At 41.6% G+C, this 21161-nt stretch carries 24 protein-coding genes; 2 read left to right on the top strand and 22 right to left on the bottom strand.

Annotation, left to right across the window (positions count from 1 at the left end):
• Positions 1 to 493 precede the first annotated feature (493 nt).
• Complete coding sequence (locus PGLA_RS17365) at positions 494 to 1366, bottom strand: nucleotidyltransferase-like protein (RefSeq protein WP_068535243.1); 873 nt, start codon at positions 1364 to 1366, stop codon at positions 494 to 496.
• Positions 1367 to 1490: 124 nt separating this feature from the next.
• On the opposite strand from PGLA_RS17365, the gene PGLA_RS17360 reads away from it, so the two are divergent.
• Positions 1491 to 1868 (top strand): YgzB family protein, encoded by a 378-nt coding sequence (locus PGLA_RS17360; RefSeq protein ID WP_068535240.1) that lies wholly within the window; start codon positions 1491 to 1493, stop codon positions 1866 to 1868.
• Between the two features lie 112 nt (positions 1869 to 1980).
• Here PGLA_RS17360 and PGLA_RS17355 read toward each other — a convergent pair whose 3' ends face one another.
• The 19 genes from PGLA_RS17355 to uptA form a co-directional block, all read right to left on the bottom strand.
• Positions 1981 to 3699 (bottom strand): glycosyl hydrolase family 18 protein, encoded by a 1719-nt coding sequence (locus PGLA_RS17355; RefSeq protein WP_245700050.1) that lies wholly within the window; start codon positions 3697 to 3699, stop codon positions 1981 to 1983.
• A 202-nt stretch (positions 3700 to 3901) separates the two neighbouring features.
• On the bottom strand, positions 3902 to 4327 hold the full coding sequence (perR, locus tag PGLA_RS17350; RefSeq protein ID WP_068535237.1) for a peroxide-responsive transcriptional repressor PerR: 426 nt from the start codon (positions 4325 to 4327) through the stop codon (positions 3902 to 3904).
• A 118-nt stretch (positions 4328 to 4445) separates the two neighbouring features.
• On the bottom strand, positions 4446 to 5714 hold the full coding sequence (locus PGLA_RS17345) for a DUF4097 family beta strand repeat-containing protein (protein ID WP_068535234.1): 1269 nt from the start codon (positions 5712 to 5714) through the stop codon (positions 4446 to 4448).
• Between the two features lie 2 nt (positions 5715 to 5716).
• Positions 5717 to 6319: a hypothetical protein gene (locus PGLA_RS17340; RefSeq protein WP_068535231.1), complete on the bottom strand. Its 603-nt coding sequence runs from the start codon at positions 6317 to 6319 to the stop codon at positions 5717 to 5719.
• A gap of 274 nt (positions 6320 to 6593) precedes the next feature.
• Positions 6594 to 7307 carry an MgtC/SapB family protein gene (locus tag PGLA_RS17335; protein WP_068535228.1) on the bottom strand — a complete coding sequence of 238 codons (714 nt, stop codon included), beginning with the start codon at positions 7305 to 7307 and terminating at the stop codon, positions 6594 to 6596.
• Between the two features lie 56 nt (positions 7308 to 7363).
• Positions 7364 to 7822: a GNAT family N-acetyltransferase gene (locus PGLA_RS17330; protein WP_068535225.1), complete on the bottom strand. Its 459-nt coding sequence runs from the start codon at positions 7820 to 7822 to the stop codon at positions 7364 to 7366.
• A 175-nt stretch (positions 7823 to 7997) separates the two neighbouring features.
• On the bottom strand, positions 7998 to 9437 hold the full coding sequence (gene gatB, locus PGLA_RS17325) for an Asp-tRNA(Asn)/Glu-tRNA(Gln) amidotransferase subunit GatB (RefSeq protein ID WP_068535223.1): 1440 nt from the start codon (positions 9435 to 9437) through the stop codon (positions 7998 to 8000).
• Positions 9438 to 9559: 122 nt separating this feature from the next.
• Positions 9560 to 11017, bottom strand: coding sequence for an Asp-tRNA(Asn)/Glu-tRNA(Gln) amidotransferase subunit GatA (gene gatA / locus PGLA_RS17320; RefSeq protein WP_068535220.1), 1458 nt, complete (start codon positions 11015 to 11017; stop codon positions 9560 to 9562).
• A gap of 30 nt (positions 11018 to 11047) precedes the next feature.
• Entirely contained in the window at positions 11048 to 11335 is a 288-nt protein-coding gene (gene gatC, locus PGLA_RS17315; RefSeq protein ID WP_068535218.1) for an Asp-tRNA(Asn)/Glu-tRNA(Gln) amidotransferase subunit GatC, read from the bottom strand.
• A gap of 173 nt (positions 11336 to 11508) precedes the next feature.
• Positions 11509 to 11892 carry an ATPase gene (locus tag PGLA_RS17310; protein ID WP_068535216.1) on the bottom strand — a complete coding sequence of 128 codons (384 nt, stop codon included), beginning with the start codon at positions 11890 to 11892 and terminating at the stop codon, positions 11509 to 11511.
• An 89-nt stretch (positions 11893 to 11981) separates the two neighbouring features.
• Positions 11982 to 12761 (bottom strand): ABC transporter permease, encoded by a 780-nt coding sequence (locus PGLA_RS17305; RefSeq protein ID WP_068535213.1) that lies wholly within the window; start codon positions 12759 to 12761, stop codon positions 11982 to 11984.
• Positions 12758 to 13678 (bottom strand): ABC transporter ATP-binding protein, encoded by a 921-nt coding sequence (locus PGLA_RS17300; RefSeq protein ID WP_342671693.1) that lies wholly within the window; start codon positions 13676 to 13678, stop codon positions 12758 to 12760. Before PGLA_RS17300 ends, PGLA_RS17305 begins: the two co-directional genes overlap by 4 nt.
• The gene (locus PGLA_RS17295; RefSeq protein ID WP_068535207.1) at positions 13675 to 13872 is read right to left on the bottom strand and encodes a PLD nuclease N-terminal domain-containing protein; all 198 of its coding nucleotides are present in this window, start codon (positions 13870 to 13872) and stop codon (positions 13675 to 13677) included. Before PGLA_RS17295 ends, PGLA_RS17300 begins: the two co-directional genes overlap by 4 nt.
• Position 13873: 1 nt before the next feature.
• Positions 13874 to 14110 carry a hypothetical protein gene (locus PGLA_RS17290; protein WP_245700047.1) on the bottom strand — a complete coding sequence of 79 codons (237 nt, stop codon included), beginning with the start codon at positions 14108 to 14110 and terminating at the stop codon, positions 13874 to 13876.
• Positions 14107 to 14445 (bottom strand): YxlC family protein, encoded by a 339-nt coding sequence (locus PGLA_RS17285; protein ID WP_068535204.1) that lies wholly within the window; start codon positions 14443 to 14445, stop codon positions 14107 to 14109. Before PGLA_RS17285 ends, PGLA_RS17290 begins: the two co-directional genes overlap by 4 nt.
• 2 nt (positions 14446 to 14447) lie before the next feature.
• Positions 14448 to 14969, bottom strand: a complete 522-nt coding sequence (sigY, locus tag PGLA_RS17280; protein WP_068535202.1) for an RNA polymerase sigma factor SigY — start codon at positions 14967 to 14969, stop codon at positions 14448 to 14450.
• A 237-nt stretch (positions 14970 to 15206) separates the two neighbouring features.
• The gene (locus tag PGLA_RS17275; RefSeq protein ID WP_068535198.1) at positions 15207 to 15830 is read right to left on the bottom strand and encodes an MBL fold metallo-hydrolase; all 624 of its coding nucleotides are present in this window, start codon (positions 15828 to 15830) and stop codon (positions 15207 to 15209) included.
• Positions 15831 to 15836: 6 nt separating this feature from the next.
• Positions 15837 to 16403: a thioredoxin family protein gene (locus PGLA_RS17270; protein ID WP_068535195.1), complete on the bottom strand. Its 567-nt coding sequence runs from the start codon at positions 16401 to 16403 to the stop codon at positions 15837 to 15839.
• A complete protein-coding gene (gene uptA / locus PGLA_RS17265; RefSeq protein ID WP_068535192.1) occupies positions 16400 to 17014 on the bottom strand; it encodes an undecaprenyl phosphate transporter UptA in 615 nt (204 codons plus the stop codon). Before uptA ends, PGLA_RS17270 begins: the two co-directional genes overlap by 4 nt.
• A gap of 171 nt (positions 17015 to 17185) precedes the next feature.
• Between uptA and PGLA_RS17260 the strand changes: the two genes are divergently transcribed.
• Positions 17186 to 17500 (top strand): dehydrogenase, encoded by a 315-nt coding sequence (locus tag PGLA_RS17260; protein WP_068535189.1) that lies wholly within the window; start codon positions 17186 to 17188, stop codon positions 17498 to 17500.
• Positions 17501 to 17511: 11 nt separating this feature from the next.
• On the opposite strand, the gene PGLA_RS17255 is transcribed toward PGLA_RS17260, so the two are convergent.
• Both PGLA_RS17255 and PGLA_RS17250 read right to left on the bottom strand, forming a co-directional pair.
• Positions 17512 to 19656, bottom strand: coding sequence for an O-antigen ligase family protein (locus PGLA_RS17255; protein WP_161487941.1), 2145 nt, complete (start codon positions 19654 to 19656; stop codon positions 17512 to 17514).
• Between the two features lie 271 nt (positions 19657 to 19927).
• A complete protein-coding gene (locus PGLA_RS17250; protein WP_068535184.1) occupies positions 19928 to 21091 on the bottom strand; it encodes a class I SAM-dependent methyltransferase in 1164 nt (387 codons plus the stop codon).
• Positions 21092 to 21161 lie beyond the last annotated feature (70 nt).

Genomic DNA, 21161 nt, shown 5'->3' with positions numbered 1-21161 from the left:
TTTTCAAAGACCAATGTTTTCGTTTTGTTAGCACCAGTCGTTCTCGGCGACAACTTCTATATCATATCATGTTGACCACCATTTCGTCAAGAAGTTTTTTTCAACTTCTTTTTCAGTGACGATAAATGACTTATCATTTATCAGCTCACGTTTAATGGGGCGAGATATAATTTATCACGAAAACTATAGCTGAGTCAAATTTATTTTAAGATATTTTTTTGATCACACAATCCCTAATTGTTTAGCCTCACAATTATTTCTGCTAATAACATATTGAAGAACTTTTCCTCACACACATAAGATGAGTTACGAAGATACCTAATAGCGATTCTACCTATGTCATGACGTAATAAGAACCATATCTCTTTTGACTTGCATCCATTTTGAATTAATAAGTCACGTATTATGTAAGTCTCCATTTCATGAATATCCCCACCATAAAAAGAAAAGGAAAGGAAAGTCATTAGACTCTCCTCCCCTCTTCCTACCTAGCTCAAATCGTACTATATAGAATATTATGTTTACCGTGTGGATTTAGGTCGCTCTCCATCTTCACTTCTTTAATAATCGAACGATATACTAACTTACGAAGTACAAGCGGAAGTTCTTCGTTGACTATTTTCAACTCCGGATGTTGAATTAATTCTCTAATGCTCCACGGCTTGGAACGACTGCCTATCACGTTAATCAGTAGACCTGAACATTCGGCCATCTTGGATAATACAGAAAACTCACATCCCAAAAGTACCAATTCAACCCGTTGTTTCAACGTTTCCTTACTTACCGTTAATTCTTCATATAGTTTATGGACAGCTGTATTTAATCCACGAACTTGTTCCCATACATTATTCTGTGGACGTATCCCTCGTTCAATTAATTCAATTCGTGCCCAGTGATGAAGGGATTGTATGACACTATGATAAGCATCCATAATATAACCTTCACTCATATAACGTTTACTTTCTAGATACAACCAGAGAAAGCGTGAAAATTCCAAGAACATGACTTGATCCCGAAGCGGTTGCTTAAATTCTTCAAATTCCAAAGAGAGATTCGCCAGAACGCCATCCGTATCAAAAATAATATCACCCTCTAACAAGCATTTCACTAAATCACACTTCTCACCCGCTATGAGCCGGCGTCTAAGTAATCTAAGACTTACATGAAGTACTTGGCAGACTTTTCCGCCAAACATAAGATGGTTAACCTTTCTCTGTTCAGACACTTGCACCACTAACAATAGAATATCGTATTCATGAAAAAGAGCCCCCTGTTTGTTCTGATCATGTTGTTGGCATACAATAGCTCCTAGGGTATCTTCATCAAATACTTCTTTATACTGCGAATATAGGTTTGATAATTTCACGATGCCCTCCATACATTTCTTGGCGTAAATACGCCATTTCAGTTATACTATATTTCAACATGTACATACGAGTTCCTTCTTCGAAAATGAATTATATTATTCTAAATGATAGGGTGAACATACCATGATGTTTAAGTCTGCAAAAATCAATGCATTTCGTACATGGGGACTATTACTAACCATGATTGGCATGGGACTTATGGTGTTAGGAACAGCAGGCATCGTGTTCTGGGGTCATTCTGGTAAAATCCTTGCAGCTATAGGTCTGGTTATCGGTCTAATTGCCATGGTTGGTAGCCTAGGTATTTACTTCTGGGCTGGTATGTTATCTACAAGCGCAGTTCAAATTCAATGTCCCCAATGTGGCAAATTGACGAAAATGTTAGGTCGAACAGATCGTTGTATGTTCTGCAAAACGATACTAACGACGGACTCAGGAATAGCAACCATCACCGCTGAAGCGTTGGAGGAAGAACTTAGTCAACAATCCTCTCAAGGGTAGCATGCAATTTTTCTATTTTAATAAAAACGGCATCCTTATCATAAGGATGCCGTTTTTATTAAAATGTTATACATATTATGATTTCATTAAACTCACATTCAAGTACAATAATTTAAGGATGAATTGATTTGAGGACTTTCCACGCTGTCTCATTCGCTAAATTACGGGTCCAAGAAGCAATACCCCCGAGTTGTAATGATTTCGCTAACTCAACCCTTGATTTTAAAGATACCTCGTCTTCAATCCATATTTTCTTAAGTACAGTATCTTCCATATATTCAACGTAATTTTGTTTAGGTCCCTCTAAATAAGTTGGTTTTAACTTCTTTGTACGAATAATGTCAGCTACAGAATCCATTCCCACAGCTTTAGAGCTAATCTTGGTTTCTCCATCCTTAACCTCTTCACTCCATATCCTGGTGTACATAGGAATTCCCATAATAAGCTTTTCTGGAGAAACTTTATCCTCTTTGATAATACGCTGCAATGCCGCTTCCACCCAAGGGAGAGAAGAAACTGATCCTGCTTTAGGGCTTGATGCCCAATGCTCATCGTAAGCCATCACAATAAGATAGTCAGCAGCTTCTGCAAGGGCTTGTCTATCTAGAAAAAGTGACCACATCTCACTTCTCGACTTAGGTGTTACGTCTATGGATATGATAAGTCCTTTAGCTTCCGCAAGAGGTTTTAATTCCCGTACGAATTGAGTGATGTTGCTGCCGTCTTTCGTATATACATTCTCGAAATCCAGATTAATACCATCTAACTCGTATAAATCTGCATACTGTAACATTTGATTGATCACGTTCATCCTACTAACAAAGCTACCCATCGCTTTAGAGGTAATGTCAGGTTCAAAACTGTTACTGAGTAAACCCCACACTTCCATTTTCTTCTTATGCGCCCATTTCACATAATCTAAGTCTGCTTGGCTTCGCACATTCCCTTCACCATCAATGATACTGAACCAGGTTGGACTTACGACGTTTACACCTGGAAGTTCGCCAATCTTAGCTGGATTGGGTTTCTTCTGATACACAGCTTCCCAAACCAGATTAACAGGTTTCCCTTTCCAACTTCGCTCGGCACGTGTAAGAACTTGAGGAGGAGTTGCTACGGTTCTACTTTCCCCCATAACTACTGTGTTCTTCTCCATATATCCTGTAAAGCCATTATCCAATTGCACATAATACCAATCTTCTTTCGTACTCCATACTCTTAGCTCAGTACCAACAGGTACGTCAAATATAATAGGCGCATGTATTGAATTCTCCTTACGCATAGCCACGGTAGCATCCGACTCACTCGCTTTCGCCGTTCCCATGGGAATACTCTCTCCAGCTTTCATAAGTAGAACTGCACCTGAATCGACATCTTCATACACAGCTAACCCGTATACTTCCTTTAGCACACGAATAGGCAAGTACATAATACCTTCTGACTCCTCAGGAGCAAAACGGAGCTGCGTTGTTTCATTGTTAATCTTGGCTTCTTTCTCATCCGGAGTTAAATGCACTAACTTCTCAGAAGTTGTGAGAATAATAGATTTCGTCTGCGATTCATATCGAATATGTGGATCAATCACATCTTGTAATACAGGCAATGGAAGCTTTAAATCTTCCCCCGTACCCAAAGCGGAGTATTCAAGCAGCTCACCACGCACAAAAATAGGACTACTCTTTCCTTTCCAATCAGGTTCAACATGCTCTGAATTGGGAAGCGACTGAGTATATAAATAATAACCACCTATCAAAAATAAACATATCACTAGAAGAAGTGGACCGAGTCGCCTTTTTCTCTTGTTTCGTCTTGGGTTACTTCTTATTCTCACAATATAACCTCCGTAAATCAATGAATGTGAAATATTATACAAGTAGAACCGGCTATACCGTCCTTTTCCAAGGACGGCACCCGTTTCAGCGAAAATATAAGGAATAGAGTTCAAGTGAAACTTATACTTTCTTATATTTAAAAAAAATAAAACATGAAGAATCCTGCTAGGAATCACATGTTTTATGACGCTGTGTATCGGCTTAATCTTTCTTACATGTGTCACAGACTCCGTAAAGTTCCATCCTTAAACCCTTTACTTGGTAGCCTGTAGCCTCTTCCGCTACGCGCTCAACGTCAACTAAAGACGGATACATGAAATCTTCAATTTTACCGCACTCTTCACAAATGACATGGTAATGCTCCGACACGTTCGCGTCAAAACGACTTGATGAATCGCCATATGTTAATTCATGAACCATCCCAGCTTCAGTAAACATCTTTAAATTATTGTAAACTGTCGCAACGCTCATGCTTGGGAACCTTGGTTCTAATGCACGATATATCTCATCTGCTGTAGGATGAGTCATGGATTCCATTAAGTAGTCTAAAATGGCATGACGTTGGGGTGTGATCCGGACACCGGTCGTTTTTAGTTGTTCCAATGCATGTTGGACTCGCGTTCCCATCTATCCCGCCACCTTTTATAAAATCATCTAGATTAGTATCATTATTATTATATTACGGTTATTATCTGATAATTGTCAATGTACTGCAAATCTCATCAAACCTATGAAGAGCACTATTTTAGAGAGAATTTACAAATAGATCGCTATTCCCTTCCACTCGTATGGAATAATCACCCTCTCCAATTGTTCCTAAAATGGTTTTATTTACAATTGTAAATGCAGGTATAGTCGTTTGAATATCACCATAAGCAATCGTACCATTCAGCTTATAATTCGCTTCCAACGGCAAGTACAAAGACATAACTCCCACCGCACTATAAATATCCCAGTCTCCACCGATTTGGTAGGCATACACAGTAATACCTCCATTAAGTGATTCCGCTTTGAGATTCATTTGGGATTGGCTCACATAGATATCCCCATTCTTCGTTCTGATATCAACATCACTACGTGCACGAACGACAGAGATATTTCCTACTTGAGTCAACAATTTTAGTGTACCCGATGTATCCGTAGCCTCCATATTCCCTTGACTGGAAATAATATCCGCGTTACCTTCAAGATTAATAATTCGAACGCTACCATTTAATGTTTTACCCTTGACGTTTCCTAGTACATTGTCTAATTCTATCTTTCCATTGGCACTTTCCAATGAAATATTCTCTATTGCATTTATATTCTTCAGTTTGATATTCCCATTCATCGTTCGTACATCTAAATTAAAACGTCTATTCTCTGGAAGCGCGATGTTAAGATTCATCCGAGGTTGACGTTTACCAGACTGTCCATAAGCTTTAGCTATAGTTGCGATATTGATCGTCGTTCCTTCACTAATCTCAAGTAATGACTGTTCGACTATGGCTTCCCTTTCAGGGCCTGTAATCTGATCCACCCATATTTCGGTTGAAATCTGTATATTATCAATAGCTTCACGATGTAACATAATATCCCCATTGATATTATTTATAACGATATTCTCACTGTCAAAGGAGACCGGGATCTCTTGAACTTCTTTATTAAAACTTCTACCTTCCTGCTCACTAAAATCTACGGAAGATGCAGTCAGATTTAAACTCACTTTATTCCACAGATATAAATAGTGCTCTTGCTGAGTCACAATGAATACACTGGCGCTCAGAATAATAGACAATGATAGACCCTTTATATCGAGCCGAAGTCTAGACCTAATACCTCTTTCATGCCGCCTAAACCAGTAGATAAGAATGGATTCAAGTCCCCACATAATCGCCAACAGAGGCCACCATTTAAGCAATAGAAGCATATATTCACTTCCTTGCACTTCATCTATGATTAACAGAATCCCTGTTGCCATTAACAAAAGTGCTGCTGTATACCGTCCCACGCGAATTTTGTGTTTGCTATTCATCCTTATCCCTCCCCATGTGTATTCGAACCTCGCTGCATTACCTTTTCTCGAATCAAAAGTCCCAAACCTACAAGTACCAATCCAATGGCAACCGTAAACTGTCCATAAAGTTCAATATATTGTTCTAACCAAGCAGGTTTTTGGTGGAATAATATCAACAACATCCCCCCAACAACAAGTAAAATACCGAAGGAAATGCTCCCTTCACCAGCAAAAGGATTGTGACGATTTCGTAAGGGGGCATGAATCAAATCTGGTTCCTTATCACGAAGAGTAATCCTATAGTCTGCCGCTTGAAGTACATCGTATAAGTTGTAGAAATAAGTAACTGGAATCATTAGTCCTAAAAGAATTAAAAAGGGTACATTAATATGCATTCCATTGGATGAAAAATATAACATTGCTGAGCCGTCTAGGATTAGTATAAATAGGAATGAGATCCCCTTTTTAAATAATCCCAAATAGATATGTCCTAACCCAGGTAAAAGTGCTGCAAATAATCCCGCTATAAACTTACGTTTACGAGTAAAAAATCTTCTTGTACGCTGTTTACGTTGTTGTATTTCTTCCTTATTGGTGGATGATTGTTGTTGCAAGAGGCTCATCTCATATCCCCTCCTTTACCTTGACCGTTGCTTAAGATTATTAAGATAATTAAGATAATACCCCATTACGGAAGTTTAGTAACTGGTAAACAATTGGGTACTGTATTTATCGACAAACCAAGTAGAAACGGCTGCGCCGTCCTTCTCCAAAGGACGTCACCCGTTTTACGCGGAAATATAAGGAATAGCGTATCAAGTGAAACTTATACTTTCTTATATTTAAAAAAAGGGCACTTTCATCTTGGAAAGTACCCTTTTTCGTAAAGGAATCGATTCATTCCAAGGATATCATCGTTACTCCTTCTAACCCCCGAACTTTCGATGACACATAAATCGGATCAAACGTTCGTTTGATTAATACATGCATCGTGAGTTCAATAGTCGTCTGTGGAGGCTGAAGTTCCCCATATGGATTAACATTACGTTCGTTCACTATACATTTCTTAATCGTAAAGCCCTCTTCTTTAAATAAATCGGAAACATCATCAAGAAATCCAGGAGCATTCGTCGCGTGGATCGTGACTAAATGTAGTTTATTCCCCTTAATATATCGCTGTTCAAGCTTATTAAATAAGACCAAGGTCAACAGAATTAAGAGGGTTGTCGCAATAGCCGCAAAATTGAACCCTGCACCCACCGAAAGTCCCAATGCTGCTACAACCCAGAGCGAAGCAGCAGTCGTTAGCCCTGTAATCGATTTCCCTGTAAACAGAATCGTCCCTGCCCCTAGAAATCCAATACCTGTAATAACTGCTGATGCAAGACGTGCCGGATCCATTCGAATATTCATTTCATTCGCAAATTCTGCGAATCCATAAATAGAGAGCATCATAATCAGAGAAGACCCCAAGCACACCAAAATGTGTGTACGAAGTCCTGCTGCACGATTCGAGCTTTCTCTCTCCAACCCGATGAGTCCGCCTAACAACATTGACAGTAATAAACGTATTAGAATATGCAGATCATCGATCAGCCATGGATTATGCACACTGCACCCCCTTTAAGTAATCAAGAACTGTTAGTTATTCACGTTGTTAATCGTTGTTATTGATGTCTATGAAATGTGGTCAATTCAATCTCTGGCGCTACTTCATAAGTATCAAAGGGAATAAATCCAAATTTCAGATACAGTGTAAACGCAGGAACATTACGTGTGCCTGTTGATACAATAAATAACGGGGTATCCACATGATAATCTAACACGTGCTGAATTAACCTGCCAGCAATACCCTTGCGAAAACAAGCGGGTTGGACCATCATCCGAGTAATCGTCATTGTTCCAGCGGTCTCACTAATGATGGCTATTGCTCCTTGTAGTTCCCCATCCTCATCCACTTCACCAAAAAATCTCTCTCCACACTGACTAAGTGTCTCATAGGTATCCAACAATGGAGGGATATCACTGAATCCAATTCTTTCAGCTTCAAGTCGGTAAGCCACTTGCTGCAGACGCCATATTTGATGCACCGTATCTTCATGATCTAATAAAAGTTCTATGATCATTTATCATTCTCCATTCCAATGACCTGATACCTACCTGCCCATTTATACAAGAAGAAACGGCTACACCGTCCCTTAAGGGCGGGTATCCGTCTTTTAGGAAATATAAGAAGTAGCGTATCAAATTTCTTATATTTAGACTAAAGGGCCTGTCTGCATCGACAAGCCCCTAATAGCCTTAGCGGCTTAGAACTTCAACAAGCAATTTATTTGCCAGCGCTGGATTCGCTTTCCCCTTGCTTTCTTTCATAACTTGACCTACAAGGAACCCAATCGCCTTCTGCTTACCTGCATTATAATCTTCAACCGATTGAGGGTTAGCAGACACAACCTGCTCCACGATGCTAAGGATCGCTCCTTCGTCACTGATCTGTACTAGACCTTGTTCCTCAACGATTTGCTGTGGTAGCTTCCCACTTTCAAGCATTTCTTTAAATACCGTCTTAGCAATTTTATTACTGATCGTTCCCTTCTCAATGAGACCGATCATCTCACCAAGTCCCTGTCCAGAAACCTTCACCTCAGATAATTCTAGGTTGCTGCTGTTTAGATATCCTAACAGATCACCCATAATCCAGTTCGATACGGCTTTGGCATCACTCGTATACTTCAAGCTCTCCTCGAAGAGATCTGCAAGTGGTTTGGATGCGGTAATGACAGCTGCATCATAACTCGGCAGGCCATATTGAGTGCTGTATCGTTCTTTACGAGCATCTGGTAATTCAGGAATAGATGCACGTATACGCTGTTTCCAAGCATCATCAATATGTAACGTCACAAGATCTGGATCCGGGAAATAGCGATAATCATGAGCTTGTTCTTTACCGCGCATGCTAATTGTCTTCCCTTGTCCATCATCCCAACGTCTTGTTTCCTGCACTACCACTCCACCGTCATCCAAGATTTCAGCTTGGCGGTATTCTTCGTATTCCATGCCCTTCTGTACACCACGGAAAGAGTTCATGTTCTTCAACTCTGCTCTTGTGCCAAATTCCTTCTGTCCGTAAGGACGAAGACTGATATTGGCATCGCAACGAAGTGAACCCTCTTCCATCTTCACATCTGACACTTCACAATACTGCATAATGGCTCTGATTTTCTCGAGGTATGCACGAGCTTCTTCCGGTGAAGAAAGTTCTGGTTCAGATACGATCTCTACAAGAGGTGTACCTACGCGGTTAAAGTCCACCAAAGAAGCATATCCACCGTCGACATGTGTCAGTTTGCCCGCATCCTCTTCTAAATGAAGACGAGTAATACCAATTCTCTTCGTCTCACCGTTCACTTCTATATCAATCCAGCCATGTTCACCAATGGGTTGGTCGAACTGAGATATTTGATATGCTTTGGGTGAATCGGGGTAGAAATAGTTCTTGCGATCAAATTTACTTCTGTCTCCAATGGTACAATTAAGTGCCATCGCTGCTTTCATAGCATAGTCCACTGCTTGGCGATTCAGAACCGGTAATACGCCGGGATGCCCAAGGCAGATAGGACAAGTATGGGTGTTCGGTGGTGCTCCGAATTCAGTCGAGCAGCCACAGAAAATTTTGGAATTCGTATGTAGCTCGACATGGACTTCCAGTCCAATGACTGTTTCATATTTGGATGTAGACACGCCTTATTCCCTCCTCTTCTACCTAGATAGAATGAACTAAAGACGAACTCTCATATTCATGAGATACACTTGAATCTATAGAATATGGGAAATGTAAACTTTAGTTCAATCTATATAGAACGTTACACGTTAGGTCGTTTCGTATGATGATCGGTGTGTTGTTCGAAAGCATGCGCTACACGCAATACAGTAGATTCATCAAATGATTTACCTATAATTTGCATACCCACTGGGAGTCCGTCTGCTAACCCACATGGGATGCTTATCGCAGGCACGCCTGCAAGACTTACTGGAATGGTAAGAATATCATTCAGATACATCGTTAATGGATTGTCTACTTGTGACCCTAGTTTAAAGGCTGTAGTTGGTGCAGTTGGTCCGATGATAATATCATATTTCTCAAATACTTGATCGAAATCACGTTTGATCAATGTACGAACTTTCTGTGCTTTTAAATAATAGGCATCATAATAACCAGAACTTAACGCATACGTACCAAGCATGATACGACGTTTAACTTCTGGACCGAACCCTTGACTACGAGATTCATGGTACAAATCGAGAAGGTTCGCTGGGTTGTCCGCACGAACGCCATATCGTACACCATCAAATCGTGCCAAGTTGGAAGAAGCTTCAGATGATGCAAGCAAGTAGTAGGTCGCTACAGCGTATTCAGTATGTGGCAAGGAAACCTCTTCCCATACGGCACCTAGCCCCTCAAGTACTTTCAATGCATCCATAATCTTTTCTTTAACGGCCGGGTCCACACCTTCACCAATATACTCCTTAGGTACTGCAATACGGAGTCCTTTAACGTCTCCAGTTAAAGCACTTACGTAATCAGGAATATCTACATTAGCTGAAGTTGAATCCATGGAATCATAACCTGCAATAGCCTGCAATACATAAGCAGAATCTTCTACGTTTTTCGTTACAGGTCCGATCTGATCTAGCGAGGAAGCAAAAGCTACCAAACCAAAACGTGATACCAAACCATATGTTGGCTTTAAGCCGACGACACCACAATACGATGCAGGTTGACGAATAGATCCTCCTGTATCTGAACCGAGCGTGAAATAAGCTTCTCCTGCTGCCACTGAAGCAGCGGAACCTCCACTAGACCCTCCTGGTACATAGTCTAGATTCCACGGATTACGAACAGGATGAAAACTTGAATTTTCATTAGATCCACCCATAGCGAACTCATCCATGTTCAACTTACCAAGGATAACAGATTGCGCATGACGGAGTTTCTTCGTCACAGTAGCATCATATACAGGATTAAAATTACTGAGGAACTGACTTGCACAAGTGGTACGAAGACCTTCGGTCACAATGTTGTCCTTAATGCCCACAGGCAATCCGAACAATAATCCTCGCTCTCCACCTGCAATCAGTTCGTCATCCAGAATACGTGCTGTGGCTCTTGCCTTTTCTTCATCTAGCGTAAGATAGGCCCCCACACGGTTATCACGTTCATGGATCGTCTTGAATGCCTGATCCACCAAATCGGTAGGAGACAATTCCCCGTCATTCATCTTGTTATGTATTTCAGACAATGTATAATCAAACAGGCTCAACCGTGATTCCTCCCTTCAATAATAAGACTCTTATTCTAAAACTGCCGGAACTTTAAATTGTCCATCTTCATGCTCTGGTGCATTAGCGAATACTTTATCAGTAGGAAGACTCTCTCGTTGTACATCCTCACGCATGACATTGCTAAGATGAAGCACGTGTGTTGTAGCTTCTATGCCTTCCGTATCCAATCCATCCAGTTTCTCTGCATATTGTAGAATCGCATTCAACTGCTCAGTAAATACCTGCTCTTCTTCCGAGCTCAGATTTAGTCTCGCAAGCTTGGCTACATGTTGAACATCTTGAGTCGATATATTCATGTAATTTCTATTCCTCCCTATTCTTTCTCAAGTAGTACAGGATTAAAGCCTCAACCCTCAGGATAATGTTTATAATTATAGGATAGAACCTTTCACAATTCAATCTCAAGGAACCAAGATCCTTATTCTTCTAGTAGAGTTCAGCAAAAAGAGTCGGCATAAGCCGACTCTTTTTATATCCATGCACGAAGATTGACCTGTTTAATAAATTCTGCTTGGGACAATACCTCGCTCGAGATCATCTCGTCTTCCTCAACAGATTCTGGTTCGCCGTTCATCACGTGATGAAATAGCTCCTCATTATATGTCGCCAATGCGTAATCGATTAGCGCTTCTTGTGTTGTACGCTCTACTTCCTCTTGCATGAGCCGTTCTTCCAGCTCAACATCATCATTAGGCACGAAAAAATTGCGATTAACTTTCGGTACACGAATGACATAATCAAATGCATTATCGGGATTACGGTCATATGCAATAATATAACCATATTCACCGATCGGAAGATTCTGCTCAAAGGCGTCATCGACGATTACAATTTTTTCCCCAATAAGTAGCATCGTCTACCTCCTAGATGTCAATAAGATACTCAATAGTCTACTAAAAAAACATAGTGGTGTCTACGGTATCTACTAAGATGGACTCTTTGTTAGTTGGGGAGCACTCGCTTCTGAAGGAGACGTGCTGCACTAAGAAGAGAAAAAACAATGATACCTATGGTAATCAAGCAGCATATAACAACGGAAGTTACAGAAAGAAGATTCCCAACCAATACCTCGGAAGCTAGAGCCGTAAGACGAGCTGGACTCCAGCTAAACCAAGTAGGAAGAAGGCTATTCAAGAGAGAAAGTAGTGCTAGAATAGCTAATGTGACAAAAGCCGCTCCGGCTCCTCGCAGAACTGTACTAAATAGAAGTGCAATTGTAATTCCTAAAATGAGCCACAGACCATACAGTCCAAACGATGCTAAACCACTTTTCCAAGATAAAGGACCAATCATTTGATAGGTATAGTAGAACGACGCTATGTATCCAAAACCAAAGGCAATGAATACCTGTGTGCATTGAGCTAACCATTTGGCAATAATGATAGCGAAAGACGAAATAGGTTTTACCATGATTAGCTCCGCAGTTCCCCCGTAGCGTTCGCCCGATACACTATTCATGCATGAAAGTACGAGGATCAGAACGCCCATTGTGCTATATTGGCTTAGTACTTGAACCATCACCATTGCTGACGATGGAGTCTCATATAATGAGAGCATCTCAGGTGGGACTCCTCCTGACATCTCCAATATTTCCGGCATAAACAGGCTGGTTATTGGCATCATGATTCCTAATATCGCAAAGACAATGGGGATCCATAGAAGCTTAAAACTTCGAGACATCTCTAGCATTTCTTTTCGATAAAATATCCAAGTAGATCTCATTGCTTACTCACCACTTTCACGAACATATCTTCTAAGGAAGAACTTCCTGCTTCGAATCTCACTAGAGGGATCCGATTCTCCGTAGCCTCTCTCATGAGCTCATCTCTTGCCGATCCTAGATCATGAACCGTTAATTCTGCAATATCAGCTTTAATATCTGCTTGTAATACATAAGGTTTACTCTTTAAAGAATCAAGCCATAACAGTGCCTCACGTTCCCTCTCCACTTGTACGATCACAAGAGGCTGGCGATGCTTCTCTCTCAAAGAGCTAAGTGATCCTTGTTCAGCTAAACGTCCCTTCGCCATCACGAGGATATCATCACAAATTTCCTCTGCATCATGTAGGACATGTGTAGAGAACAAAACGGTTGTCTCTTCTCTTATTTCACGAAGTAGATTAATCACTTCTCTACGTCCAATTGGATCAAGAGCAGAGACAGGTTCATCGAGGATTAACAACTTCGGTTCATGAACAAGTGCCTGTGCAAATCCTAGACGCTGCTTCATCCCCCCAGAATAGCCAGATATCCGACGTTTAGCTGCATCTTGTAAGCCTACCTTCGCAAGTACAGCTTCAGTTCGTTTACTAATTTCTTTCTGCTCCATTCCACTAAGTCCAGCCGCAAAACGAATATATTCTTGTCCTGACATCCACCCATAAAACGTTGGGTTTTGAGGCAAATATCCAAGCCACTTCCGATAATCCGTAACACTATGATGTTCACCAAAGATAATTTCACCTGAAGAAGGCTCTAGAAGCCCTGCAAGCATACGTAATGTCGTTGTTTTTCCTGCACCATTGGGACCTAGTAAAGCAACACACTTCCCTTGCTCCAATTGAAATGTTAATCCTCTAACGGCACTTTCTTTACCGAAATTTTTCTTCAAATCAGTCACTTGTAGTAGACCCATCATACATCTCTCCTTCCAATAACAAAGTAAAGGATGCTTCCCACCATATTCCCCAGAACAATGATCAATATCCACATCCACTTGGGACCACGTACCTCTTGGGCCTTAGATAGGGAGATCAAACCGATTACTGCAAGGACAAGCTGTAATATTAAGATCGGTAGAATTAATGGTAAATAAGCAATAATTTCGTCCATGTTAATCATCCTTTTTTTCACGGGATTTCTTACGTTCATCAGGTAACCTAACAAAAAACAGGTATAACAGTAATGGTATAGGGATATAAACCATCCCCCATAGCCCCCAAAACCAGCGCCACTTCCCCCGTTTTCCAGCATCTATAAACAACCAAGTTCCTTGGATCAAAAGGAGCGGTATAAGCGTTACGATGAGCCATATGGGTATTTCCTTAAGTTCACTCATTATTTCACTCATCCTAAATCCTCTTTTCTTCGATGGATGATAAAGTGTACCACCAGAACGAAAGCCGTAACAAAACTCACTCCCTGAATCAACCAAACCATCCAAGGAGCCGAGTAAACTAATAATGCTCCGCTGCCCATCACGAATAATGAGACTAACCAAAACAACAGCAGTTCCATCATCATAGACTTCCGACGCCTTTGTAAGCGTTCATGAATGTGACCCTTCAATTGTTCCTTGGACGGTATCGAAGGATGATCCAGTACATGATCCATTCTATCTATACTTTGGCGTAATTTGCTGAGGAATATCTCTTCCTCTGTTCCTTTTTCATCTTTCCTATCCATGGTTAACTCATCTCCTCTCTTAATTGACGAACACCTGTGGCAACTCTCGATTTAGCGGTTCCAGTGGGAATGGAGAGCATCTCTCCAATCTCATCGTAGGTATAGCCATAATAATGTTTAAGTAACACCGTTACCCGATGTTCCGAAGATAAATTTGCTAAAGATTCAAGTACGTCGTCCCATTCCTCGTTCCTACTCTCAAACTGCCACCGAATTCGCCGGATCCCTTGTTCCTTAAAGAGCCAATTTCTCTCCCTCTTCTTACGGCGTATCTGATCTATATAAATACGAGTCCCCATTGTCATGAGCCAAGAAGAGAATGAGGAGGAACCATCATAAAGGCTTATCTTCTCGATACACCGAAGTATCGTATCTTGAGCGAGATCCTCAGCCATTGCAGGGTCCATAGTGACCTTAACTAAGTATTTATATAGAAAAGAGTAATGTTCATGTATCAGTTCTGCTAGAACATCAGCGTCTCCTTGCTGCGCAAGTTTAACTTTATTCCGTTCCTCTGTCTTCATCTCCAACCCCTTTCTCCATCAGCGACATAGATAATACGAATAGGTTGATCGTTTCGTTCATTTGTCTTTCAAAAAAAGTCCACAACAAAATAAAACACGCAAACCGGGATCAATTCCGCAGCTTGCGTGCTTTTTCATTGTGAAACAAATATCTAACAAGATTGTAACCATATTGTCAACATTTGTACAGGTAAATATTGTCGTTGGTAAATTTCATGTTCGTATATGACCTAGCAGTTATACATACGGATTATTAGAACGCTCATATCCGATCGTTGTCCGAGGACCATGTCCCGGATATACCTTCACTTCATCCTTAAGTGTAAACAGCGTATTGTGTATCGAATCGAACAGATCCCGCTCTCTTCCGCCATGAAGATCCGTACGCCCTACCCCAAGCTTAAATAACACATCGCCTGAGAAAAGGTCATCGCCACAAAGGAAACTAACACTTCCCGGAGAATGGCCTGGTGTATGGTACACAGCGAACTGATGTCCAATAAGCTCCAATTGCTGCCCTCCAGCCAAATCATACTCCGCAGGATCAGTCGACAGTGGTGGCGATACCTGTGACCACATCAATGAACCATTCAATTTGGGAGATGTCAACCAATCGCTTTCTAAATCATGCAAATAGACCGGGCACCCTTTGAGTTTACGAATTTCGTCAACGCCACCCATATGATCAAAATGAGCATGGGTTAGCAGAATAGCTGCAATCTCTAAGTTCTCAATTTTTCTGATGAGCGCGCCGGGGTTCATTCCAGGGTCAATGATTACCGCTTTGCCTAGTTCTTCATTCGTTAATAAATAGGCATTCGTCTGTAAAGGACCTAAGGAGTAACTATCAATTTTCAACATAACTTATTATATCCCCGATATCAATTCGCGCAGTTCTTTAAGGATAGCTGCACGGACATCGACTCCTTCTCCATAAGCTTCGATCATTTGCGAACGTACAATAGCCATATTCTCGGCATAGTCTGATGCTTCACGATCTGGATTCTCCTGTTTGAACGAAATCATATATTGTTGAACATGCTTCGGACGAGGTCCCCAAGACCCCAGAACATATCCCCCGGTATCTACGAAAATGACCACAGGAACCGATCTTCCGCCTAACGTAAGGAATTCGTCCATGACATCAAAGTTCTCTTCAAGAATTAATACTTCCGTAGGGATGCCAGCAGTCTCTAACGCATGGAAGACTACAGGTATATTCCGCACTACATCTCCACACCAATCTGCAGCAAGAATAAGAACACGTATATCATCACGATGATTCAAACTTCCGAAAAATTCACGTTCTGAAGCAACATCCCATACGAATGCATCATAGTTGGATTGGAACGTCTCTTTATTCTTTTGCATGCCATCCATAAACTGTTGTGGCGAAATACCTGTTCTAAGTTTGTCTGCTAAATTAGTTCTCATGAATTGATTCCTCTTTTCTTGGATTTAACCCATTTCATTAGGAAATACACAATTAATAACGCAAGTGCAATTAAAAGGATTGGTGTAATATAAGGACCTGCCACTTCATCAATTGTCTCCCATTTTGCGCCTAAATAACGCCCGAGATATACAAACAAGAATGTCCATGGAATAACGGCTAGTGTCGTTAAGAGCGTGAACTTCCCCAAATGCATACGAGACATTCCTGCTGGAATCGAAATAGCATGTCGAACGATCGGAATAAACCGAGCTGTAAAAATCACGCCTGTGCCGTATTTATTAAACCATGCTTCTGAAGCGTCAATCTGTTTCTTATGAATAAAGATGTATTTACCATATCTTTCAAGCACAGGTCGACCACCATAACGACCAATCCAGTACACGAATATTTGGGCTATTACTCCACCAATGGTTCCAAATAAAACAGCACCCCAGAAACTAATTTGTTCCGTATATACCAGATAACCACCATAGGCAAGTACAATCTCACTAGGGATGACTTCCACCATCAAACCAATCATGATTCCGAAATAACCTAAACTTTGAATCCAATGAAATAGCTGATTAACAATTTCCGAAATGAACTCCACTCCGTCCCCTCTTTCATTATGTATTCTGTATTTAATGGTTAAAAACTCCTATTCCTAATTTCTATTCTAACATAGGAAAGGACATACCTTCTACTTGAGCCCAATTAACAATTGTATGGTGTCTTCCGTCTATCTATATGCATACGTTGTGGATGAAAGGAGTGAGGATTTATGCCCCCTAATCACACAGCGAAGAATACGAGACCCCTTCCTACTCCACGTGGAATACGTAGAGCCTGTAGTAAAGAGCTATACCGTACCCTCAAACGAATGAAGACACATATTCCAGCGCCATTATTGAAACAAGGTGAAGAATTATACTTCCGGAAAGTGATCGGTAAGCTGATCTGGATTCACGAAAACAGTAGCAATCGTAAGTTACTCTACCAGTGGTGGGAAAGTGATGTCAGTGAAGAACTCGCTACATTATGGGAAGTCGATCATGGTAAGCTGTGTCTTGCATTTCGCGATGCTTTTGGAGGCTAATGGTTAGATGCTCATGAATCGGGCAGTATTTGTGCCAACCTATCCAGTTGACTGCCCCATTCTTCAGCCTCCCTCGTTAATATGAATTTCCTATCATTATGTAGTTGAGCATGTTGTCCCGATAATTGTTCCACCATATGCTTGTATTTGTTGTATTGACTAACCCCTAAACGAATCAGACGATAGGATTCATCCGTATTTCCTAGAGCCATTTGATCACGAGAAAGTGTAAGTAATTGCTCAAGGCTGCGACTTTGTTTCTCTGTGTTATATGGATCTAATACATTGCTCAAGGACAACCATCTGGTGAAAGGTTTACTTTCTCCGAGCTCTCCATAAGCATTAGCTAATTTCCAAACGAGGCCGGGGTGCTGCGGAGCGTAGGACAGGCTTTGTATAAGTACTCGTATCCCTTCTTCCGGTGATGAGATACGCACCAATTGAAGGGCTGCATCTGTGTTCATCGGATTCCAACGTAGGGATGAATGAAGCAACTTCTGAGAATATTCAGAATCCTTAGTCTGCAGAGCTTGTCTTTGCAGGAGACTACTCATCTCTCCACGAAGGGCGAAACCAGCTAAACTCATGGTTGTACATAACCATAGAACACAGACTATCGTGGAGATGACCTTTTTGGAACGGTGCTGAGCGGACAGAGATGCTACATTAGTTACTGTAGACTGTTCAATGCGATCACGACGAGAGAATCCCCATGCTGCTAGCCAAAAAATAAGAATCCATACAAGACCAAAACTCCAATCGAAATCTACCGCTGCGTGAAGGACTAATACCAAATATGGAGGCACTAGTACACAATATTGCTTATACAATATCCATCCGATTCCGATTAACAAGAACACCAAGATCATAAAACCAACGATTCCGGTATTCAACAGGATATCGAGATATCCACTGTGAACTTCACTTCCTACATAAGGTTGAGACTGTATCGTAGGATATGACATTCGCCAAGTATAGCCTCCTTGTCCCCACCATGGTGCTTGCTGTATTAACCTCCACGCATCTCGATAAATGATCCAACGCGCGGATACGGTGCCGTAATTTGCAGTGATCCGCTCCTTCACAGTGAACCAAATCGTAGCAAAGCTAGCGGTCCAGATACACGCTACAAGCAACATCGCTATGAGTCTGCGGATACGGAGATGCGTGTGGATGTTAGTGAACGAAGCTTGAGAATCCGAGTGGAGTGAAACGTGAGTTTTAGAGCTGAAAGTGGGATGGCGGCTTTGGTACAGCCGCCATAGACCTAGGCCGGCTAGCATGCCGCCGGCCCACAGCCCAGCCAGCCACAGTAGGCTGGGCCAAGGAACTGGAGCCAGTTGCACATGTGCCAGCTGGCGGTACAGCAATGCCGTGCCTAAGCATGGCGCGGCGGCAAGCACGAGCGGCGGCGCTAGCCTCCGCCGCTCAAGCACTAGGCCGGCGGCCACGGCAACGCCGGCCGCAAGCCAACCGCCGCGCGACTCGCTGAGGAGCAGCGCGGCGGTATAGGGTGCTAGCGGCAGAATGCCTAGTAGCACCCGCCGGGTGGATGGCCGCTGCTGCATCAGCGGCCCTAGCGCAAATAGCCGCTCCAATAGGAAGGCGGCCATGAGCGCGCCGAATGTGTTGGGATACTGTATCATTCCTGCTAGTCTTGCACCTGTGGCACTTATGCCAGGGTTCGAATTATACACTATATTATGAGGGATGTTCACAAGCCCATAGATATCAAAGATTGCACTTAATGAAAGTAATAACCCTATGCCGTGCCATCCTGCTTGAAGAAGAGTTCTCCCCTCCTTCTTACTTCCAACATAATAAGCCATAACCGCAAACGTCCCGTACCCTCCCCATTTCAATAGTTCAACGAAGGTACCCTGAGCAAACAGTGGTTGAGACAACACATGCAACACATATAGTGCCATCATAAGAAAAGGACATAAAAGTACGAGAATATCAGGGAATACAGTTGCATTCTCCCAAACCCTATAACTCCGAGTCAGCAAGGAGAATCCTATTACAAGTGAAACTATGCTTAATCCAAGTACAATTGGATACATGTCTGACGCAAAAAAAATGCCTGTCTGCCAGCAACTAAAAGCACCCATAACAAGCAATCCAACTGCTGATAGTTTCCACTCCCAATTCTGCATACTTTCCACCGCCTTCATCCCTTACGATATAGGGCCTTATCCTCTTATTCTCAAGTAGAAACGACTTCGCTGTCCTTTTGGTCTCTTTTATTCACAAAAGGAGCCACCCAGCGCGGGTGGCTCCTTCTCTATTATATGAAAATAGGGTCATCGTTATACTTCATTCTTATGAATATTAGAAGACGAATATAGATTGAACTAAAGTTCGCGCTCACAAGTTCAATCATTTCTAAAGAGAATCATGAATATAGGGGTTCGTCTTTAGTTCAATCTATATAGGTAACAGATCTACACAGACCTTTTCTAAATATGGCGATATATGAAGAAAGTCACGGAATTCCGTGTATTCCTTCCATAACTGATTGCGATCCCCGCTATCTCCTTTGACAGCACGAATGAGGATATTCTTAGGGGTATGCTCCATGTCAATAAATTCTAACAGTTGCGTACGATAACCCATCAGATCTAGCAACTTCGCTCGTACGCCATCTGTCGCTAGTGCAGAGAACCGTTCTTTCAATATCCCGTGTGATAGAAGTGGATCTAATAGGGGGTTCTTTACTTGAGTGAATACTTCATGTTGGCAACACGGTACAGATAATATAACTGAAGCATCCCAGCGAACGGCCTTCTCAAGCGCAGCATCCGTTGCTGTATCGCAAGCATGAAGCGTGACGACCATATCGACTTTGTCTAATTCATTGTAGTCCGCAATGTCTCCAACGAGAAATCTTAGATTATTATAAGCTAGCTTACTAGCAAGCAGATTACAATGTTCTATAACATCCGCTTTCAGGTCAAGTCCAACAACATTCAACGTTCTTCGTTCCTGAATAGCTAGATAATGATAGAGGGCAAATGTTAAATAGGATTTACCACAGCCGAAATCCAGAATAGTCAATGGACGATCTTCTGGCAAGCTCGGAAGGACATCCTCAACCATTTCCAAAAAACGATTTATTTGTTTGAACTTATCATATTTGCGGGCTAACACTTTACCATCTTCGTTCATTATCCCGAGTTCTACTAAAAAGGGAATCGGTTGTCCCTCTTCAAGTACATATTGCTTCTTGCGATTATGTGACAAATCAACCTCACTCCTAGAAGGGGATTTGGTCAAGATCGATACTTTGAACTTCTTACTAATGAGTATTTGATAATCCGCTTCTGAGGTACAGATAAGGCCTTGACGAAAAGTCTGCTCAAAAAGTTCTTCAAGTAGCGTAATCGCTTCTTCTTCCGTAGCATTCTTGTGGACAATCTTGTTACTGTAGTAATAAGCAAATTGGTAACGAAGCACTTTTTTCAGTTCTACCGGTTTAATCTGTACTTTGGTATATGAAATGCCTTCTTTCTTACGAAGTTGGCTTATCGTGGCCGTAATCATGGAAGAGTCGTTAATCACCTGGTAAATAAGTTTGCGTAATGATTCCAAAAGAGTACATCTCACTTTCTAAAGTTGTCTTATCCGTTACAATACCATATTCGGTTGACTCATCCAAATC

The sequence above is a fragment of the Paenibacillus glacialis genome (genome assembly GCF_001637205.1).
GTDB lineage: Bacteria > Bacillota > Bacilli > Paenibacillales > Paenibacillaceae > Paenibacillus_AQ > Paenibacillus_AQ glacialis.
This window is presented reverse-complemented; position numbering and strand designations above follow the sequence as displayed.

What these genes read in the sequence shown, in the direction of transcription:
- PGLA_RS17360 (WP_068535240.1), top strand. Translation starts at nt 1,491, where the DNA reads ATGATGTTTAAGTCTGCAAAAATCAATGCATTTCGTACATGGGGACTA.
- perR (WP_068535237.1), bottom strand. Translation starts at nt 4,327, where the DNA reads ATGGGAACGCGAGTCCAACATGCATTGGAACAACTAAAAACGACCGGT.
- PGLA_RS17345 (WP_068535234.1), bottom strand. Translation starts at nt 5,714, where the DNA reads ATGAATAGCAAACACAAAATTCGCGTGGGACGGTATACAGCAGCACTT.
- PGLA_RS17340 (WP_068535231.1), bottom strand. Translation starts at nt 6,319, where the DNA reads ATGAGCCTCTTGCAACAACAATCATCCACCAATAAGGAAGAAATACAA.
- PGLA_RS17330 (WP_068535225.1), bottom strand. Translation starts at nt 7,822, where the DNA reads ATGATCATAGAACTTTTATTAGATCATGAAGATACGGTGCATCAAATA.
- gatC (WP_068535218.1), bottom strand. Translation starts at nt 11,335, where the DNA reads ATGAATATATCGACTCAAGATGTTCAACATGTAGCCAAGCTTGCGAGA.
- PGLA_RS17310 (WP_068535216.1), bottom strand. Translation starts at nt 11,892, where the DNA reads ATGCTACTTATTGGGGAAAAAATTGTAATCGTCGATGACGCCTTTGAG.
- PGLA_RS17305 (WP_068535213.1), bottom strand. Translation starts at nt 12,761, where the DNA reads ATGAGATCTACTTGGATATTTTATCGAAAAGAAATGCTAGAGATGTCT.
- PGLA_RS17300 (WP_342671693.1), bottom strand. Translation starts at nt 13,678, where the DNA reads ATGATGGGTCTACTACAAGTGACTGATTTGAAGAAAAATTTCGGTAAA.
- PGLA_RS17295 (WP_068535207.1), bottom strand. Translation starts at nt 13,872, where the DNA reads ATGGACGAAATTATTGCTTATTTACCATTAATTCTACCGATCTTAATA.
- PGLA_RS17290 (WP_245700047.1), bottom strand. Translation starts at nt 14,110, where the DNA reads ATGAGTGAAATAATGAGTGAACTTAAGGAAATACCCATATGGCTCATC.
- PGLA_RS17285 (WP_068535204.1), bottom strand. Translation starts at nt 14,445, where the DNA reads ATGGATAGGAAAGATGAAAAAGGAACAGAGGAAGAGATATTCCTCAGC.
- sigY (WP_068535202.1), bottom strand. Translation starts at nt 14,969, where the DNA reads ATGAAGACAGAGGAACGGAATAAAGTTAAACTTGCGCAGCAAGGAGAC.
- PGLA_RS17275 (WP_068535198.1), bottom strand. Translation starts at nt 15,830, where the DNA reads ATGTTGAAAATTGATAGTTACTCCTTAGGTCCTTTACAGACGAATGCC.
- PGLA_RS17270 (WP_068535195.1), bottom strand. Translation starts at nt 16,403, where the DNA reads ATGAGAACTAATTTAGCAGACAAACTTAGAACAGGTATTTCGCCACAA.
- PGLA_RS17260 (WP_068535189.1), top strand. Translation starts at nt 17,186, where the DNA reads ATGCCCCCTAATCACACAGCGAAGAATACGAGACCCCTTCCTACTCCA.
- PGLA_RS17255 (WP_161487941.1), bottom strand. Translation starts at nt 19,656, where the DNA reads ATGCAGAATTGGGAGTGGAAACTATCAGCAGTTGGATTGCTTGTTATG.